Consider the following 16,722-nt stretch of genomic DNA (forward strand, 5'->3'; position numbering starts at 1 on the left):
CTATAATAGGAGTGTGAATGGATATAGTGATATTCCTGTTTCAGGCATCTTGGATTGCTGGAGTGATTTCTGGACTTGCTGCAGCGATGAACATGGCAGCGCTCAATAAACATGCTGTGCGGGCCCCATGGTTTCTAAAATTGTCTGGAATATCGCTGCTGTTTTCAAAGTGCTATCCAAACCACAATATGCAGAGAAAGATTACTCTCACTCTAGAGTTGATTTGTGTATTTTGTATTTTTTTGACTTTGCGTCTGATAATTCAGGCTAAATAATCTATGGGGACGTATGAAATGGAATATCTTGGTTTTCTTGGATTTGTTTTTTCTCTCATTGCTTTGCACAAGATTAGTAATCTTGAAAAGAAACTTAAGAGGTTGGACGTGTTGCCAAATGACTTCGACTCAGATGCAGATGAAGATAAAACCAAGTAAAGAGAGCTTTTTCATGCTTTTTTTTGCAGTTTTCGAATAGAAGTCATGTGAGCCCTGATGAGGGTGCCAAGTTTCAGTGCTTTGACGGAGTGCCATACTTATGAAAGGAAGCTGTTTATGTGGTCAGATTCAGTATCAAATTGAAAAGCTAGATGGCGCTATTCAGCATTGTTCATGTAAGACATGTAGGAAGGCGCACTCTGCGGCGTTCAATACCGCTGCCGCGGTATTAAAAGAAAGTTTCTCGTGGGAAAAAGGAGAGGATAAGTTATCGGCTTATGAATCTTCTCCTGGAAAAGTTCGCTACTTTTGTTCAAATTGCGGATCGCAGCTAATCGCGACAAAGGAAGGAAGCCCAAATTACATACTTCGCGTAGCAACTTTAGATGAAGATCCGGGGGTGAAAGCTGAGTTCGGTATTTGGAGATCCCATGAGGTTTCCTGGCTGGAGTATGGCGAGCATATTCCCGCATACAATGAGTGGCAGCCAGGCAGATAGCCTGTATTTTTGTACGTTGAAATGGTGTCGATGACGATGTGGCATAAAACCGAAGAACAGAAGTTAATATCAGCCTGTATACACGCCTGTAATTTGATCGAGGACTCTAAGATTTGTGGCGGATGTTTCCGCACAACAGGTGAAATTGAAGCCTGGAGAAAGCTTGATGAGGCCGCTCGAAAGATCATCTTGCAAAAGGCTGAAATGCGCAAACTGAGCTCTCAGGGAATACCCGAGCTCTGACAAGCTTCGCAGGTACAGTCTGTTACTGCAGCGTGCAATCCGCACAAAAGAAGTTTTCATCCTCCAGCCGCATGGCGGTAAGGTAGCCTCCCCAAACACACCCGGTATCCAGCGCATATACGTTCCTGGTATTGGCTTCCCCTTCCAGCGCTGCCCAGTGTCCGAATATCACGCGGTCATCTTTGGTCTTGCGATTTTTGAAGCTGAACCAGGGTTTGTAGTCGTGGTGTGCTGCCAGGGGACCCTGCTTGGTGACGAGATCCAGGGTACCGTCTTCCTTGCAGAATCGCATACGGGTGAAGTAGTTGGTGATGGAGCGCAGGCGCTCGACGCCGATCAGGTGGTCGTTCCACTTGTGGGGCTCGTTGCCGTACATGCCAAAGAAAAAGGCTTCTGCCATAGAACGATCCTGCAAAGCCTTGTGCACCTCTCCCGCGAGCTCCAGAGCTTTGCTCATGCTCCAGATCGGCGGGATACCTGCGTGCACCATGGAGAAATACTTGCTGGCGACTTTCTTGTGCACCATGAGAGGTTGCTTTTGCAGCCAGCCCAGTAGTTTGTCGGCGTCCTTGGCGCGCAGTACTTGCGCCAGGTCGTACTCCTTGTCGGTCAGGCGTTTGGCACCGTGGGCGAGGGCGAGCAGGTGCAGGTCGTGGTTGCCGAGTACCGCGGTGATCTGGCTGCGGTGTTCGTATAGGAAGCGCAGGGTGCTGAGGCTGTCCGGGCCCCTGTGCACCATGTCGCCGGCAAGCCACAGTTTGTCCTTGTCCGGGTTGAAGCGGACTTTTTTGAGCAGTCTCTGAAAGGGTTCGAAGCAGCCCTGAATGTCGCCGATTGCGTAAGTTGCCAAAATTCCGTTCCGTTTACTGAGCCTGTTCTGGCGGATTTGAGGAAGGGGGAAGGCTGCTGCAGTAATCTGCGAGCTCCACGTATTCCTTGACGCTCAGAGTTTCCGGACGGCGGCTGGCGTCGATCGGCAGCTGTGCAGTGTCGAGATCCGGAAACAGGGGCTTCAATGCGTTGCGCAGGGTTTTACGGCGCTGCTGGAAGGCGATACTGACAATGCGCTCCAGTAACGGCTCATCTTTAGCTGGAAAGGGGAGAGTCTGGTGTGGGACCAGCCGCACGATCGCGGAGTCCACCTTGGGCGCCGGGCGGAAGGATTGTGGCGGCACCGGGAACAGGCCCTGTACCCGGCAGAAATACTGTGTCATGACACTCAGACGACCGAAGGATTTTGCACCGGGTACGGCCGCGAGGCGGTCCACCACTTCTTTCTGCAGCATGAAGTGCATGTCCTTGACCTTGCCGCGAAAACTCAGCAGGTGGAACAGCAGCGGGGTGGAAATATTGTAGGGCAGGTTGCCGACGATACGTAGTTGCTCACCTTCTTCGACCATGCTGCCGAAGTCGAACTTCAGCGCATCTTTTTCGATGATGGTGAAGTCCGGGTATTCGCGAAATTTGAATTGCAGCATCGGGATCAGGTCCCGGTCCAGCTCCACCGCGGTAAGGGAGGGGCACTTGTCCAGCAGCAATGCGGTGATGGCACCCTGACCGGGGCCAATCTCCACCAACTTGTCGGTGTCTTTGGGGCCGATGGCACGCACGATGCGCTCGATGATGTTTTCGTCGACAAGAAAGTTCTGGCCGAAGCGCTTGCGCGCTTTGTGTTGGAAGAAGTTGTCCATGCAATGTTGTTCGGTTGTGCCCGCCAGTAAAAATAGAGATGGTGGGCACGCTACGCTTTGCCCACCCTACGGCAGTATCAGGGTAAAAAAGGGGCGCCCTTAAAATTGGCGCAGTTTTGCCAGCTCAATGGCCTGGCTCAGGGCGGCGTAAAGGCTGCCGGTATCGGCGATGCCATTGCCTGCAATATTGAGTGCGGTGCCGTGGTCCACGGAGGTGCGGATAAACGGCAACCCCAGGGTGATATTGATGGCGCGCCCGAAACCCTTGAATTTTAACACTGGTAGGCCCTGATCGTGGTACATGGCCAGTACTGCGTCACAACGTGCCAGTTGCGGCGGGGTGAACAGGGTGTCGGCGGGTAGCGGGCCGATCAGATTCAGCCCCAGGGCGCGCAGGGTTTCCAGGGCCGGTTCGATAACGTCGATTTCTTCGCGCCCCAGATGACCGTCTTCACCGGCGTGCGGGTTGAGGCCGCAGACCCCGATGCGCGGATGTTCAATGCGAAACTGATCCCGCAGGCTGCGGTGCAGAATGGTGAGAACCTGCTGCAACGACGGCCCGCTGATGGCGTCACTGACATCCTTGAGCGGCAGGTGGGTGGTGGCCAGTGCCACCCGCAGCTCGTCGGCGGCGAGCATCATTACCACCTTTTCCACACCGGCTTTTTCCGCAAAAAATTCGGTGTGGCCGCTGAATGGCACACCGGCTTCGTTGATCACGCCCTTGTGTACCGGGCCGGTCACCACGGCGTCGAATGTACGCTGCAGGCAGCCCTCCGCGGCAAGTCGCAGTGTTTCCAATACGTAGGGAGCGTTGGTGGGGTTGAGTTGCCCGGGGTAGGCCGCTTGCGCCAGCTCGACGGGCAGGATGTGCAAGCTGTTGGCCGGTGTGGCCTGGACTGGCAGTGTGGGGTCGAAGGGCAGCAATGTAAGGGCTTTGCCCTGCCGGGTGGCTTCCTGCTGTAGCAGATCAGGATCGGCAATGGCGATGATCTGTGCGCTGGCAATGTCGCTGGCGCGCTCAGAGCAGGCGAGTTTTACCGCGAGCTCCGGGCCAATCCCGGCGGGTTCGCCGGGGGTGAAGGCAATTCGGGGCGTCATCGCCGGTTACTGCTGCTCTGCGGGTTTTTCATCGCTGGCGGCGGACGGGTCCTGCAGCTCCGGCAGCTTGATTTCCACATAGGCCTGGTCGCGGATTTCCTGACGCCAGCTCTGCAGTTCCTCTTCATAGCGGCGGTTGCGCAGCAAATTGGCGGCCTGGTTGCGGATGTACTGGTCCGTCATATCCTGCTGGCGGCGACCCTCGATCTCCAGCAGGTGCCAGCCGAACTGACTGCGAAACGGCATGCTCATCTCGCCCACCGGGGTGTTGTCCATAGCCTGGGTAAATTCGGGTACGAACTGGCCGGGGTTGGACCAGCCCAGGTCGCCGCCTTGCAGCATGGTGCCGATGTCTTCGGAGTTGTCGCGGGCGGCGTCTTCAAATTTCAGGTCACCGGCTTCGATCTTACTGCGCAGGTCCATCAGCAGCTTGTAGGCCGCGTCGTCGTCGCGGATGGCGGAGGTCTTCACCAGGATGTGACGCACCTTGGTCTGCTCCACCACCTGCTCGGTGGCGCCGCGCTGCTCGTGGATTTTCAGCAGGTGGAAACCGGCATCGCTGCGGAAAGGCTTGGTGGTGTCGCCAACTTTGAGGCCCTCGAGGGCGTCGGCGAACAGGGTGGGCAGTTCGACGGTTTTGCGCCAGCCCAGGTCACCGCCTTGCAGGGCGTTCTGGCCGGCAGAGTTGGAAATTGCCAGGGCGCGAAAATCATCCCCTTTGCTGGCTTTTTCATATACCGCTTCCGCCTTGGCACGGGCCGCGGTCACTTCTTCCGAAGGTGCGCTGGAACCCACTGGAATCAGGATATGCCCGAGCTGGTACTGGGGGGACTTCCAGAATTCACCTTCTTTGGAGCGCAGGAAGTTGTTGATGTCCTGGTCGGTGATCTGGATGCGGCGGCTGACGCTGCCCTGCTCCACCCGGCGAATGATCATTTCCTCGCGGATCTGTTGGCGGAAGGCATTGTTGGAGATGCCGTCCGCGGCGAGCTTTTGTTGGAACTCTGCGGGAGAGACATTCATGTTCTGCTGGACCCGGGCGATAGCCTGGTCGAGCTCTTCATCGGAGATGGTGACGCCGGCACGGGCGCCCATCTGCAGTTGCAGCCGTTCGACGATCAACTGCTCCAGAACCTGGCGGCGGAGAATATCGATGGGCGGTGCCTGCACATTCTGGGCGGCGATCTGCTGGGTGATGGTGTTCATGCGCTGTTGCAGTTCACTGGCCATGACCACGTCGTCGTCCACCACGGCCACTACCCGGTCAAGCTTCTGTACCTGGGCCACAGCCGGCAGGGCAAAAGCGCACAGGGCGGCGAGAGTCAGCAGGCCGCGGCGGGGGAAGTTGAACATCTGCATTATTGTCATCACTGTTTCAGTACTTCTCTTTGGTCAAAGTTGGCAATGCCCTGGCTGAGCATACGGGTAACCGAGCCACCGAGGCCAGCCAGGCCCTTCAACTGCAGTTCAATATAGATGCCCTCGTCGAACTCCAGCTCTTCGGGGGCGACCACGTCTGCCAGGTCGTTGTCCAGTTGGCGTCGCCACAGCACCCGGGTGCGGTAGCAGCATGTGTCGTATTCGAGTCCGGCGAGGTATTCCAGTTCCCGGTCAAAGGTGAAATCGTAATTGGCCCGCGCGAGGATCGAAAGGCGGGTATTGATCGGCCACGCGGCGGAGATGTCAGCTTGTCGCACCGGGCCGCGGATCAGGTTGTCGTTTTCGTCGTACACCTCGAGCTTGCGCAGGTAGCGGTAACCGACATTAAACAGGCGAAAATCGTCGTCCAGGTAGCGCAGCATAATGTTGCCACGATTGATGGTGTGGTCGGTATCGTGATAGATCACTTCGCTGCTGATGCGCAGGGTATCTGTGGGGCGGCTTTCCAGACGCGCGGCGAATTCTGAGCGCGGCACGTCCTCGAGGAAGTCGCGCAGCTCGATACGACTACTTTGCGAATAGAAGATCTGGCCGGCACTGGCGGCAAACAGGTCGCGCCCGCTGCTGGGATCGACGAAGCGGGTGGTGATACCGAGCGCCGCGCGGTCAGCGTCGTCAATCCGGTCATGGCCGTTGAAGCGGCTGTCGCGGAACAGCTGGTCGTAGCTGAAGGTGAACAGCGAAGTGTCGTACAGCAGGTCGTTGCCGCCATCCCGGTTGCTGGTGCTCACATTCAGGAAGTCCGTTTGATCGGCTTCGGTGCTGGCGAGCAGGAACAGGCGCGGCTCCAGTGTCTGCACATATTCGTGACTGAAAAAGTTGCCGGAGCGCTCAAAGAAGAGCCCGCTGTCGATGGACAGCTGGCCGGCGGCGGCTTCCGGCGAGTCCAGGTTGGCATCCGCGAGAAAGGTGTCCGCCAGGTCGTAGCCCAGATAGATCCCGCTAATCTCGGGATTGAAGAAGCCCCACAGCCACTGCTTGTCCCAGCCAAAGCGGTAGTCGACGTGGGCGCGGTTGGCGTTGACGAAATTGCGCGTGCTGGTAGTGACACTGGATGGATCGTCCACATCGCCGATAAAGCGGATGGTCTGGGTGTCCTGGTGGTCAAAGCTGGTTACTTCGTGCTCCATCAGCAGCTGCCAGTCGCCCCACTTGTAGTTGCCGTCCAGGTTCAGTCGCGGCAGCTGGCTGTAGGTATCAAACCGGTCTTTCGCCAGCTGCTGGTACTCCTGCGCGCGCACGCTGGCGTGCCAGTGTTCGCTGGTGAGGCTGGCCTCTACGCTCTGGTTGAGGCTGGTAAGGGCGCGCGAGTTGACGTTTTGTGGCGCCTGCACATTGGTGTTGTCCAGGTCGCGGAAGTAGTCCGCATCGCTGACCTTGGTGTAATCGATCCTGGTGCGCCACAAACCGCCGTTGCCACCCTGCTGGTCCAGGTTGAGGAACCAGCGGTCTTCGCCCTTGGCGGGTAGTACCAGGTCTTCCGGGAAGCCGTCATTGATCAGGCGGCGGGCATCGTCGTCGTCGCCACCTTTATCGTTGGGCAAGCCGGCAACGCGGACTTCGGTGTTGAAATTCCGGCTCAGGTAGCGGGTTTCCACCTCCAGGCCGGTACCGCGGTACTGTATGTAGCGCGGCACTATGGTGGCATCCAGCTGCGGCGCGATGTTCCAGTAATAGGGAATCGCGATATCCAGGCCGTTTTCGTCATCGGTGCTGAGACTGGGAAACAGGAACCCGGACATGCGATCGCTGCCCACCGGGAAGCGCAGATACGGGAAATAGAACACCGGCACATCGGCAATTTCCAGGCGCACATTGCGCGCCGTGCCCTGGCGCTCCACATTGTCGATGGTGATCTCACCACCGGTCATGCGCCAGAAAACGTCGTCCGGTTCACAGCGAGTGTAATTGCCTTCCGTCAGAATCAGCTCTCCGCTGGCCTCGCGGGAAGCGAAGCGGGCCGAGCCGTGGACGTATTCGTCGTGCACCACGTAAGTGGCGTCTTCGATGGCGGCGGCCTTGCTGTCTGTATGCACCTCGGCGGCTTTGCCGCGCACTAGCAGACTGGGTTCGCGCATTTCGATGGCGCCACTCAGGTAAGCGGTATTTTCCTCGCGATTGACGTCCACCTGGTCGGCAAACAGCTGACGGTAGCCCTGGGTAATGTGGACATTGCCGCGCAACTGCGCGGTGCCATCCTCCAGCCAGTTGGAGCTGTCGGCGGTCGCGCGCAATGGCGCGTCTTCCGGAAGCAGGTCCGCGTTGGGGTAATCGCGTGGAGGCTCGATAAAGGCACCGCCACAAACCGGCGCCAGCTCGCTGCGGGAGTCGGGGTCCATTTCACTCTTGGGGAACCAGTCCAGGTACAGGTAGGGGTTGCTCTGGGGTTGAACTTCCACCTGAGGGGCGGTGTCTGCATTAGCGCTGGCGGCCAGCCACAGTTGCTGGACGGCAAGCAGGCCGAAAGCGAGAGAGCGCGGGCGAGATAATTGTCCAATGGCCAGCGCAAGGTGGCGCCAGCGGGAAGCTTCCAGCATCGAGTGAATTGTTCCGGCTATCTTTAGAGTCTGTTCCGTTGGCGAGATGGCGCGTTTGGGATCGCGGTTGCGCACCGTAAAAGCCCGGATCACTCCATCCTGAAGGGCACGGGTGTGCCAGAAACTGGAACAGTATGGCAGCGCGGGCAGGGCGGGTGCGCAAAAATCAGCGGTCGATTCTACTTGAATGCCCGTAGCCATGGAAACAATAGCGGGTGATACCCGGGGCCCGCACAGTTACAATGCGCGTTTTTTACGCGCTCCGTGCCCGGGTACAGAGGCACAACCCAGGTCAGACTGGGCCGAAAACAGGCCGCAAGGTGCTGTAACACAGCAGCGAAGGCGCATAGCGGTAAAAATTTTTAGCGGTAATGATTGGTACAGGTGGTGGATGAGTGAGTGTGTAACCGAGGCCCCGGATGAGCGCCGCGAACAGCTGCGCCAGTGGGCCGCCCGAGCCCTGCAAGCCGGTCACGAACCGCTGCAGCTGCCGCCCCTGGAGAGCCGTCTGCACCTGCAGCCGCTTTCCGGAGATGCCGGCTTCCGCCGCTATTTCCGCACCGACACCAGCCCCAGTCTGATTGCGGTAGACTCGCCACCGCAGAAAACCAACGTCAATCGCTTCGTGGCACTGGCGGATTACCTGCGCCGCAACGGTATCCACACGCCACTGGTGATTGCCGCGGATATCGAGCGCGGTTACATGCTGCTGGAAGACCTCGGTGACACCCAGCTGCTGCGTGAATTGAACGCCGACAGCGTTGCCGGTCTCTATGCCGAAGTCATGAACGAATTACTGTGCCTGCAGCAGATCAATCGCGCGGAAGGCCTGTTTCCTCCCTACAGCCGCGAACTTCTGCACATGGAGATGTCGCTGTTGCCGGAATGGCTGATCGGCAAGCTACTGGGACGGGAACTGGACGAGAGCGAACATCAGCTGCTGGAGCGCACTTTTGCCCTGTTGCTGGACAGCGCCGCCGCGCAGCCACAGGTTCTGGTACACCGGGACTATCACAGCCGCAATCTGATGATCCGCGACGGTGAGCGCCCGGGTGTGGTGGATTTCCAGGACGCAGTATGGGGTCCGGTCGCGTACGATGTCGTTTCCCTGTTGCGGGACTGTTATATCCGCTGGCCTCAGGAGCAGGTAGAAAACTGGGCGCTCGCCTATGCCTCTCTGGCAATGGATGCTGGTGTCGTTCCCGAAGTTACCCCGGAAACCTTCCTGCGCTGGTTCGACTGGATGGGCCTTCAGCGTCACTTCAAGGTGCTGGGATTGTTTCCACGCCTGTGTCTGCGCGACGGCAAGCGCGGCTATCTGCCGGATCTGCCCCTGGTTATTCGCTACACCCTGGAGGTGTGCGACAAATACCTGGAGCTGCAGCCCTTTGCCGACTGGTTTCGCCAGGAGATCCTGCCGCTGATCGAAACGCAGGAATGGTATCGCGACTACCGCACAGCCGGCGAGCGTGCCGCCGTGGTAACCGAGGCACCCCAGATAAGAAAGGCCCCATGATTCGCCTATGACATCAAAACCACTCCAGGCCCCTTCCGCCATGGTTCTGGCTGCCGGATTCGGCAAGCGCATGCGGCCCATTACCGACCACACCCCAAAGCCCCTGATCCCGGTGCTTGGCAAGCCGCTGATCGAGTATGCCCTGGAGCACCTCGCCGCCGCCGGGGTAACAAAGGTCGTGGTCAATCTTGCCCACTTGGGGGATCAGATCCGGCAGCATCTGGGCGGTGGCGAACAGTGGGGCCTGCAGATCCGGTATTCCGAGGAGAGTGAGCCCCTGGAAACCGCCGGTGGTATCACCAAAGCGTTGCCGCTGCTGGGCGATGAACCCTTTCTGGTGGTCAATGGTGATGTCTGGTGTGATTTCGATATCACTTCATGGATCGAAAACCCGCTCCCGCAAGACTGCCCGGGGCGCCTGCTGATGGTGCCGAACCCGCCGCATAACCCCGAAGGGGATTTCGGTATCGAGGGGGGCGGCGACAGCGGTCTGCTTTCCGGCACCGCCAAGCCACGCTATACCTTTGCGGGTATCAGCTATTTGCGCCCGGAAATACTTACCGGTTATCCCCATGCGCGCGAGCGCTATGGCCTCGGTGAGGTTTTCGCCCACAATGAAGACCTGATGCAGGCCGAGGTATACACAGGTGATTGGTGTGATGTGGGTACCCCGGAAAGACTGAATAAATTGGAAGAACGGCTTCGGACTGAGTAACCATCTAATTGGCGACGAAGCAAAAAAGTTTCAATCGAAGGGCGGGTGCTGGGCGGCGCTTTTCGGGATCGTCGCAAACAGGATGTTTGCGACGAAGCGCCCAGGGATGGGTTGAAGGGGGGCGCCTAGCCCGGTCCCGAAAAGCGCCGCCCAGTGCCCGACCGCCACCGGAGGTGATTAACATATGATGCTCCGGGGTAATTAAAAGCAAGCAGCGAGACGAGAAAATGCCGGATTACAAAATTGCACCCTCCATCCTCTCCGCCAACTTCGCCCGCCTGGGTGAAGAAGTCGACAACGTCCTCGCCGCGGGCGCCGACTGGGTGCACTTCGACGTAATGGACAACCACTACGTCCCCAACCTCACCATCGGCCCTATGGTTTGCCAGGCCCTGCGCAAACACGGTGTTGAGGCTCCCATCGACGTCCACCTGATGGTCGAGCCCGTCGACGATATGATCCGCATGTTCGCCGACGCCGGCGCCACCTACATCACCTTCCACCCGGAAGCCAGCAAGCATGTCGACCGCTCCCTGCAACTGATCCAGTCCCTCGGCTGCAAGGCCGGCCTCGTGTTCAACCCCGCGAGTGGGCTCGACGCCGCCAAATACGTACTCGACAAGCTCGACATGATCCTCCTCATGTCCGTCAACCCGGGCTTCGGCGGCCAGAAATTCATCCCCGCCACCCTCGACAAGCTCAAAGAGGCCCGCAAACTCATCGACGACTCCGGCCTCGATATCCGTCTCGAAATTGACGGCGGCGTGACCAAAGACAACATCCGCGAAATCGCCCAGGCTGGCGCCGACAGCTTCGTTGCCGGCTCCGCCATCTTCAATGCGGATGACTATGCTGAAGTGATCAAGGTGATGCGGGCGGAGTTGGCTAAGGCCTGAGCTATGGACTTCGTATCCAAGTTCAGCGCTCGAAACCATGAATCGAAGACGGAGTGCCGGGTAAAGGTTTTTGAAAGCGTCGCAAACAGGATGTTTGCGCCGCAGCGCCCAGGGATGGGTTCACAGCGGTTTCAAAAACCTTTACCCGGTGCTCCGACGCCACGAGAGGTTATAAAGGACTAAAAAAGAACGATCAGAGCCAAGAAAATCCCGAACTTGCCGCCTCTACCAGACATTTGTACACTTGCTCGCCGGAATACAGGGAAGCAACTCGACGCTGCGACCCCGACACTGCGAGAAAGTGATATTGAACTGCACTGCCCCCCACATCAACAGCTGGCGATGGCGCCACTGATCCGCTGAAGCCTGAAGACCTGGCGTAATGATCTGGTCAGACGGGCGCCTTTCCCGCGGGTAGGATTCCACTCAACAAGCGTGGCCGAGCCCGATAAAAAACCGTAGAAAAGCATTTCATAGGACCGGAGTCGCCATGACCCCCAGCGAATACGCTCAGCTTGTGTCTGCAGGATACAACCGCATACCCCTCGTCCGCCGTGTACTGGCCGACATAGAAACCCCGCTCACCACCTACATGAAGCTTGCCGCCCGTGACGGTGGCCGCTACAGCTACCTGTTCGAATCCGTGCAGGGTGGAGAGAAGTGGGGGCGTTATTCCATCATCGGCCTGCCCGCGCGCACCGTGCTGCGGGCATCAGGTCACGACATCAGCATCGAGCGCGACGGCAAGGTTGTCGAGCAGAAGCAGGTAGAAGACCCGCTGGCCTTTGTCGAAGAATTCCAGGCCCGCTACAAAGTGCCGGAAATCGAAGGCCTGCCGCGCTTCAACGGTGGTCTCGTCGGCTACTTTGGCTATGACTGTGTGCGCTACGTCGAACCAAAGCTAGCGAACAGCTGCCCACCGGACATCCTGGGAAATCCGGATATCCTGCTGATGGTCAGCGACGAGCTGGTGGTGTTCGACAATCTTGCCGGCGCGGTGATTTTCATCGTGCACGCCAATCCCGAGCAGGACGATGCCTTCGCCCAGGCCCAGCGCCGCCTGGACGAACTGGTCGGGCAGTTGTCACAACCACTGGACAGGGTTGATCCTCTGGGAATTGACGGGGATGAGACTGCCGAGGAGCAGTTTGTCTCCCATTTCGGCGAAGACGCGTTCAAGCAGGGCGTGCACAAGGTCAAGGAATACATTTTGGCCGGGGACGTGATGCAGGTCGTGCCGTCGCAGCGATTGTCGGCGCCCTTTACTGTTCCTCCACTCAACCTCTACCGCGCCCTGCGCAGCCTCAATCCGTCTCCTTACATGTACTTCCTCGATCTCGGCGACCACCAGGTGGTGGGATCCAGTCCGGAGATTCTGGTACACCTGGAAGACGGCGACATGACCGTGCGCCCGATCGCCGGTACCCGCCGCCGCGGAGTTACCGAGGAGCAGGACCGGGCTTTGGAACAGGATCTGCTGTCCGATCCCAAGGAAATCGCCGAGCATCTGATGCTGATCGACCTCGGTCGCAACGATGTGGGGCGAGTGGCGGAGACGGGCAGTGTCAGGGTGACCGAGCAGATGGTGGTGGAGCGCTACTCCCATGTGATGCATATAGTGTCCAACGTCACTGGCCGGATCAAACCCGGTCTCACCGGTATCGATGCGCTGCGCGCGGCGCACCCGGCGGGCACCTTGTCGGGCGCTCCGAAAATTCGTGCGATGCAAATCATCGACGAGCTGGAGCCGGAAAAACGCGGTATCTACGGCGGCGCGGTGGGGTATCTGGCGTGGAACGGCAATATGGATACCGCCATCGCCATTCGCACCGCGGTGATCAAGGATCAAAAAGTTTACGTGCAGGCCGGCGCCGGCCTGGTTGCGGACTCGGATCCGCAATCCGAGTGGGATGAAACCATGAACAAGGCGCGGGCACTGTTTCGCGCTGTAGCTATTGCCACCGGGCAATAATGTTACCCGGCTCAGTTGCGCTAAACGGAGTTGCAATAAGCCGGGTTGCAAGAATCAGAAACATTGGAAGAAGTAGCACCGATGAACAATGAAATTTCAGTGGAACAGAAACGTAGTTTTGCTGAGCAGTGTCGCCGCCTGGTCGACGCGCCGATTTTCAGTCAGGTCATTATTGGCCTGATCCTGATCAACGCAGTAGCCGTGGGGCTGGAAACGTCCACCTGGGTGGTGGCGCATTTCAGCGGCATGCTGCACGGTATCAACCAGCTGATTTTGCTGGCGTTTATGGTGGAGGCCGCGATCAAGATCGTGGCCCATGGCAGCCGTCCATGGCGTTACTTTGCCAATGGCTGGAACTGCTTTGATTTTTCCATCATCGTACTCAGCCTGATCCCCGCCGCGGGCCCCATGGCGACGCTGGCGCGACTGATACGTGTATTGCGGGTGTTGCGGCTGGTGTCGGCGTTTCCGGAATTGCGCCTGCTGGTGGATACCCTGCTGCGAAGCCTGCCGAGTATGTTTCATATCAGCCTGCTGATGGGGATTATCTTTTACATTTACGGGGTGGCCGGTTATTTCCTGTTCCACGAAATTGACCCCACCCACTGGCGCAGTCTGCCGATCGCGTTGCTCAGTCTGTTCCGCATCGTCACGTTCGAGGACTGGACCGACATCATGTACACCGCGATGGAGTCAATGCCCTATAGCTGGATCTATTTCCTGAGCTTTGTGGTGATGGGTGCGTTTGTGATGATTAACCTGTTTATCGGTGTGGTGCTGAACAATCTGGAAGAGGCGAAGCTGCGCCGGCTGGACGAGCTCGCGATGCCGCCGAGCCAGACCGAAATTCTGCGCGAACTGCGCGCAACCCAGGAATCCCTTGCCCGCTTGCAAAAGCGCCTGGGGGAAATGGGCAATGAGAAAGGAACCGAATCATGATCCTGATGATCGACAACTACGATTCTTTCACCTGGAATGTGGTGCAGTATCTGGCCGAACTGGGTGCGGAAGTGGTGGTTAAGCGCAACGATGAGATTACCGTTGCGGATATCGAAACACTGAACCCGGAGAAAATCGTGATTTCTCCCGGTCCTTGCACACCGAATGAAGCGGGTATCTCCATGGATACCATCCGCACCTATGCGGGCAGGGTGCCGATACTCGGCATCTGCCTCGGCCATCAAAGCATCGGCCAGGTGTTTGGCGGTCGCGTTGTGCGTGCCGGCGAAGTGATGCACGGAAAAACCTCACCAATTATCCACAACAATCTGGGGGTTTTTCACGGGTTGTCGAATCCGTTCGAGGCTACCCGCTATCACTCGCTGGTGGTGGAGAAGGGCAGTCTGCCGGATTGTCTTGAAGTAACCGCGTGGACCGAAACGGAAGACGGTGAGATCGACGAAATCATGGGGCTGCGCCATCGCGAGCTGCCGGTAGAGGGGGTGCAGTTCCACCCCGAGTCGATCCTGACTCAGCACGGGCACGATATGTTGCGGAATTTTTTGGCGTCTTGAGCTAGAGGTGCGGCGCTTCGTAGGTGGGTTGGTGGCGGCATCAGCGCCTTCGTTTAGAAGTGCTGAGTACTTTCGGAAATCCGCTATCCAACCTGATTAGGGATTTGGGGGGAGAAAGAATAATGAATATCCAACAGGCCATAGCCAAACTGGTGGACGGGGATCACCTTACCCGTGAAGAAATGCGTGGGGCCATGGGCCAGATTATGCGCGGCGAAGCGGAAGATGCGCAGATTGGGGCATTTCTGGTAGCGCTGCGTATGGCTGGCGAATCGGTTGAAGAAATTACCGGTGCGGTGGAAGTCATGCGTGAGCTGGCCACCAAGGTAGAGATCGACCAGACCAACGCGGTCGACATTGTTGGCACCGGTGGTGATGGCGCCAACCTGTTTAATGTTTCCAGTGCTTCCAGCTTTGTTGCCGCGGCGGCGGGCGCGCGGGTGGCCAAGCATGGCAATCGCTCGGTGTCCTCCTCGTCAGGCGCTGCGGATCTGTTGGAAAAGGCCGGTATTTACCTGCCTCTCACCCCCGAGCAGGTTGCTCGCTGTATCGATGGTGTGGGGGTGGGTTTTATGTTCGCACCCAGTTATCACAGCGCCATGCGCCACGCCATTGGCCCGCGCAAGGCTCTGGGACTGCGCACCATCTTTAACCTGCTGGGGCCACTGACGAATCCCGCGGGTGTGAAGCGCCAGGTGATCGGGGTATTTGATCCCCACTACTGTCGCATGCTGGCGGAGGTGCTGCAGACGCTGGGCTCGGAGCATGTGCTGGTGCTGCACAGTGATGACGGTCTGGACGAGGTGAGTCTCGCCGCAGATACCCGTGGCTGGGAATTGAAAAATGGCGAGCTGAAAAAAGTCACCATTGCGCCGGAAGATTTTGGTATCGAACGCCAGAACCTCGAGGGTCTGTGTGTAGACGGTGCGGAGGCGTCGTTGGCGCTGATTCGCGATGCGCTTGGCAAGCGGGAAACCCCGGCCGGGGACAAGGCCGCAGATATCATCGCGATGAATGCCGGTATGGCCATTTACGTCAGCGGTGTCGCGGCGAGTCGCGCGGAGGGGGTCGGCATGGCGCAGGATGCCATTTATAGTGGCCTCGCCGGAGAAAAGATTAACGAGCTGGCCGCCTTTACCAGCGCATTCAAAGAGTGAAGTAATGAGTACGCCAACGATTTTGAAAACCATCGTCGAGCGCAAGTGGCAGGAAGTCGCGGAGCGTAAGAAACAGGTAACACTGGACGAGGTTCAGCAGCGTGCACTGCAGCAACCGCCCTGCCGCGGTTTCGTGCAGGCGATCGAAAACAAACGCAATGCCGGCGAGGCCGCGGTGATTGCTGAGATTAAAAAGGCATCGCCCAGCAAGGGCGTGATTCGCGAGGATTTTATTCCCGCAGAAATCGCCACCAGTTACGAGAAGGGTGGCGCCGCCTGTCTGTCGGTGCTGACCGATGTGGATTTTTTCCAGGGCGCCGATGAGTATCTTCAGCAAGCGCGCAATGCCGTGCGCCTGCCGGTGATCCGCAAAGACTTTATCGTCGATCCGTACCAGGTCTACGAGGCCCGCGCCATCGGTGCCGACTGCATTCTGCTGATCGCCGCCTGCCTGGACGATGCACAGTTGCAGGGATTGAATGACCTGGCGCAGGAGCTGGGTATGGATGTTCTGATCGAAGTACACGACCGCGAAGAGCTGGAGCGCGCGCTTAAGTTGCCCAACCGCCTGATCGGTATCAACAACCGCAATCTGCACAACTTTGAAGTACAGCTCGAAACCACCTACAAACTGCTGGATCTGATTCCGCAGGACCGCATCGTCGTCACCGAGAGCGGCATTCACACCACCGACGACGTGGCGGCCATGCGCGGTCACAATGTGGATGCCTTTCTGGTGGGCGAAGCCTTTATGCGCGAAGCCGAGCCGGGCCGTCGCCTGATGGAGCTGTTTAACTAAGCCCCTATTATCTTCCACCCCGTCATCCCGGACTTGATCCGGGATCCAGCGCTACGAAGCTGGATTCCGGCATACGCCGGAATGACGACGGTATACACCCTGTCCCTCAATAACCCCTAAGCAGACGCTGTATCCCGTCCCGTCACCCCAAACCCTCAATGGGACGAACGGTTGAACCTGTGGGACAAGCCGCATTCAACTGAATTCC

General features: G+C 58.1%; 16 protein-coding genes. 11 read left to right on the forward strand and 5 right to left on the reverse strand.

Features of this window, described 5'->3' with window-relative positions:
* Positions 1-17 precede the first annotated feature (17 nt).
* From PVT68_RS13780 to PVT68_RS18420, 3 genes are all read left to right on the forward strand, one after another.
* On the forward strand, positions 18-275 hold the full coding sequence (locus tag PVT68_RS13780; protein ID WP_280318977.1) for a hypothetical protein: 258 nt from the start codon (positions 18-20) through the stop codon (positions 273-275).
* A gap of 259 nt (positions 276-534) precedes the next feature.
* Complete coding sequence (locus tag PVT68_RS13785; protein WP_280318979.1) at positions 535-933, forward strand: GFA family protein; 399 nt, start codon at positions 535-537, stop codon at positions 931-933.
* A 36-nt stretch (positions 934-969) separates the two neighbouring features.
* A complete protein-coding gene (locus PVT68_RS18420; protein ID WP_407666100.1) occupies positions 970-1,176 on the forward strand; it encodes a DUF1289 domain-containing protein in 207 nt (68 codons plus the stop codon).
* Between the two features lie 22 nt (positions 1,177-1,198).
* On the opposite strand, the gene PVT68_RS13790 is transcribed toward PVT68_RS18420, so the two are convergent.
* The 5 genes from PVT68_RS13790 to PVT68_RS13810 form a co-directional block, all read right to left on the reverse strand.
* A complete protein-coding gene (locus tag PVT68_RS13790) occupies positions 1,199-2,026 on the reverse strand; it encodes a symmetrical bis(5'-nucleosyl)-tetraphosphatase (protein ID WP_280318981.1) in 828 nt (275 codons plus the stop codon).
* A gap of 13 nt (positions 2,027-2,039) precedes the next feature.
* Positions 2,040-2,867, reverse strand: a complete 828-nt coding sequence (gene rsmA / locus PVT68_RS13795; RefSeq protein WP_280318983.1) for a 16S rRNA (adenine(1518)-N(6)/adenine(1519)-N(6))-dimethyltransferase RsmA — start codon at positions 2,865-2,867, stop codon at positions 2,040-2,042.
* A 99-nt stretch (positions 2,868-2,966) separates the two neighbouring features.
* Positions 2,967-3,968 carry a 4-hydroxythreonine-4-phosphate dehydrogenase PdxA gene (pdxA, locus tag PVT68_RS13800; protein ID WP_280318985.1) on the reverse strand — a complete coding sequence of 334 codons (1,002 nt, stop codon included), beginning with the start codon at positions 3,966-3,968 and terminating at the stop codon, positions 2,967-2,969.
* Between the two features lie 6 nt (positions 3,969-3,974).
* A complete protein-coding gene (locus tag PVT68_RS13805) occupies positions 3,975-5,336 on the reverse strand; it encodes a peptidylprolyl isomerase (RefSeq protein ID WP_280318986.1) in 1,362 nt (453 codons plus the stop codon).
* On the reverse strand, positions 5,336-7,945 hold the full coding sequence (locus PVT68_RS13810) for an LPS-assembly protein LptD (RefSeq protein WP_280318988.1): 2,610 nt from the start codon (positions 7,943-7,945) through the stop codon (positions 5,336-5,338). The genes PVT68_RS13805 and PVT68_RS13810 overlap by 1 nt, the downstream gene beginning before the upstream one ends.
* Positions 7,946-8,336: 391 nt before the next feature.
* On the opposite strand from PVT68_RS13810, the gene PVT68_RS13815 reads away from it, so the two are divergent.
* The 8 genes from PVT68_RS13815 to trpC all read left to right on the forward strand — a co-directional run bounded on the left by PVT68_RS13815 (position 8,337) and on the right by trpC (position 16,514).
* Positions 8,337-9,461, forward strand: coding sequence for an aminoglycoside phosphotransferase family protein (locus tag PVT68_RS13815; protein ID WP_280318990.1), 1,125 nt, complete (start codon positions 8,337-8,339; stop codon positions 9,459-9,461).
* 7 nt (positions 9,462-9,468) lie between these two features.
* The gene (gene murU, locus PVT68_RS13820; RefSeq protein ID WP_280318991.1) at positions 9,469-10,176 is read left to right on the forward strand and encodes an N-acetylmuramate alpha-1-phosphate uridylyltransferase MurU; all 708 of its coding nucleotides are present in this window, start codon (positions 9,469-9,471) and stop codon (positions 10,174-10,176) included.
* 227 nt (positions 10,177-10,403) lie between these two features.
* Positions 10,404-11,072, forward strand: a complete 669-nt coding sequence (gene rpe / locus PVT68_RS13825) for a ribulose-phosphate 3-epimerase (protein ID WP_280318992.1) — start codon at positions 10,404-10,406, stop codon at positions 11,070-11,072.
* 490 nt (positions 11,073-11,562) lie between these two features.
* Positions 11,563-13,044, forward strand: coding sequence for an anthranilate synthase component I (gene trpE, locus PVT68_RS13830; protein ID WP_280318993.1), 1,482 nt, complete (start codon positions 11,563-11,565; stop codon positions 13,042-13,044).
* Positions 13,045-13,125: 81 nt separating this feature from the next.
* Positions 13,126-13,983: an ion transporter gene (locus PVT68_RS13835; RefSeq protein WP_280318994.1), complete on the forward strand. Its 858-nt coding sequence runs from the start codon at positions 13,126-13,128 to the stop codon at positions 13,981-13,983.
* Positions 13,980-14,558: an anthranilate synthase component II gene (locus PVT68_RS13840; protein ID WP_280318995.1), complete on the forward strand. Its 579-nt coding sequence runs from the start codon at positions 13,980-13,982 to the stop codon at positions 14,556-14,558. The genes PVT68_RS13835 and PVT68_RS13840 overlap by 4 nt, the downstream gene beginning before the upstream one ends.
* 122 nt (positions 14,559-14,680) lie before the next feature.
* Positions 14,681-15,715: an anthranilate phosphoribosyltransferase gene (trpD, locus tag PVT68_RS13845; protein ID WP_280318997.1), complete on the forward strand. Its 1,035-nt coding sequence runs from the start codon at positions 14,681-14,683 to the stop codon at positions 15,713-15,715.
* A 4-nt stretch (positions 15,716-15,719) separates the two neighbouring features.
* Positions 15,720-16,514: an indole-3-glycerol phosphate synthase TrpC gene (gene trpC / locus PVT68_RS13850; protein ID WP_280318999.1), complete on the forward strand. Its 795-nt coding sequence runs from the start codon at positions 15,720-15,722 to the stop codon at positions 16,512-16,514.
* Positions 16,515-16,722 lie beyond the last annotated feature (208 nt).

This window comes from Microbulbifer bruguierae, from assembly GCF_029869925.1.
GTDB classification, from domain to species: Bacteria; Pseudomonadota; Gammaproteobacteria; order Pseudomonadales; family Cellvibrionaceae; genus Microbulbifer; species Microbulbifer bruguierae.

Excerpts from the sequence above, each read along its gene's own strand:
- PVT68_RS13780 (WP_280318977.1), top strand. The coding sequence starts at position 18 with ATGGATATAGTGATATTCCTGTTTCAGGCATCTTGGATTGCTGGAGTG.
- PVT68_RS13785 (WP_280318979.1), top strand. The coding sequence starts at position 535 with ATGAAAGGAAGCTGTTTATGTGGTCAGATTCAGTATCAAATTGAAAAG.
- PVT68_RS18420 (WP_407666100.1), top strand. The coding sequence starts at position 970 with ATGTGGCATAAAACCGAAGAACAGAAGTTAATATCAGCCTGTATACAC.
- rsmA (WP_280318983.1), bottom strand. The coding sequence starts at position 2,867 with ATGGACAACTTCTTCCAACACAAAGCGCGCAAGCGCTTCGGCCAGAAC.
- pdxA (WP_280318985.1), bottom strand. The coding sequence starts at position 3,968 with ATGACGCCCCGAATTGCCTTCACCCCCGGCGAACCCGCCGGGATTGGC.
- PVT68_RS13805 (WP_280318986.1), bottom strand. The coding sequence starts at position 5,336 with ATGACAATAATGCAGATGTTCAACTTCCCCCGCCGCGGCCTGCTGACT.
- PVT68_RS13810 (WP_280318988.1), bottom strand. The coding sequence starts at position 7,945 with ATGCTGGAAGCTTCCCGCTGGCGCCACCTTGCGCTGGCCATTGGACAA.
- PVT68_RS13815 (WP_280318990.1), top strand. The coding sequence starts at position 8,337 with ATGAGTGAGTGTGTAACCGAGGCCCCGGATGAGCGCCGCGAACAGCTG.
- murU (WP_280318991.1), top strand. The coding sequence starts at position 9,469 with ATGACATCAAAACCACTCCAGGCCCCTTCCGCCATGGTTCTGGCTGCC.
- rpe (WP_280318992.1), top strand. The coding sequence starts at position 10,404 with ATGCCGGATTACAAAATTGCACCCTCCATCCTCTCCGCCAACTTCGCC.
- trpE (WP_280318993.1), top strand. The coding sequence starts at position 11,563 with ATGACCCCCAGCGAATACGCTCAGCTTGTGTCTGCAGGATACAACCGC.
- PVT68_RS13835 (WP_280318994.1), top strand. The coding sequence starts at position 13,126 with ATGAACAATGAAATTTCAGTGGAACAGAAACGTAGTTTTGCTGAGCAG.
- PVT68_RS13840 (WP_280318995.1), top strand. The coding sequence starts at position 13,980 with ATGATCCTGATGATCGACAACTACGATTCTTTCACCTGGAATGTGGTG.
- trpD (WP_280318997.1), top strand. The coding sequence starts at position 14,681 with ATGAATATCCAACAGGCCATAGCCAAACTGGTGGACGGGGATCACCTT.
- trpC (WP_280318999.1), top strand. The coding sequence starts at position 15,720 with ATGAGTACGCCAACGATTTTGAAAACCATCGTCGAGCGCAAGTGGCAG.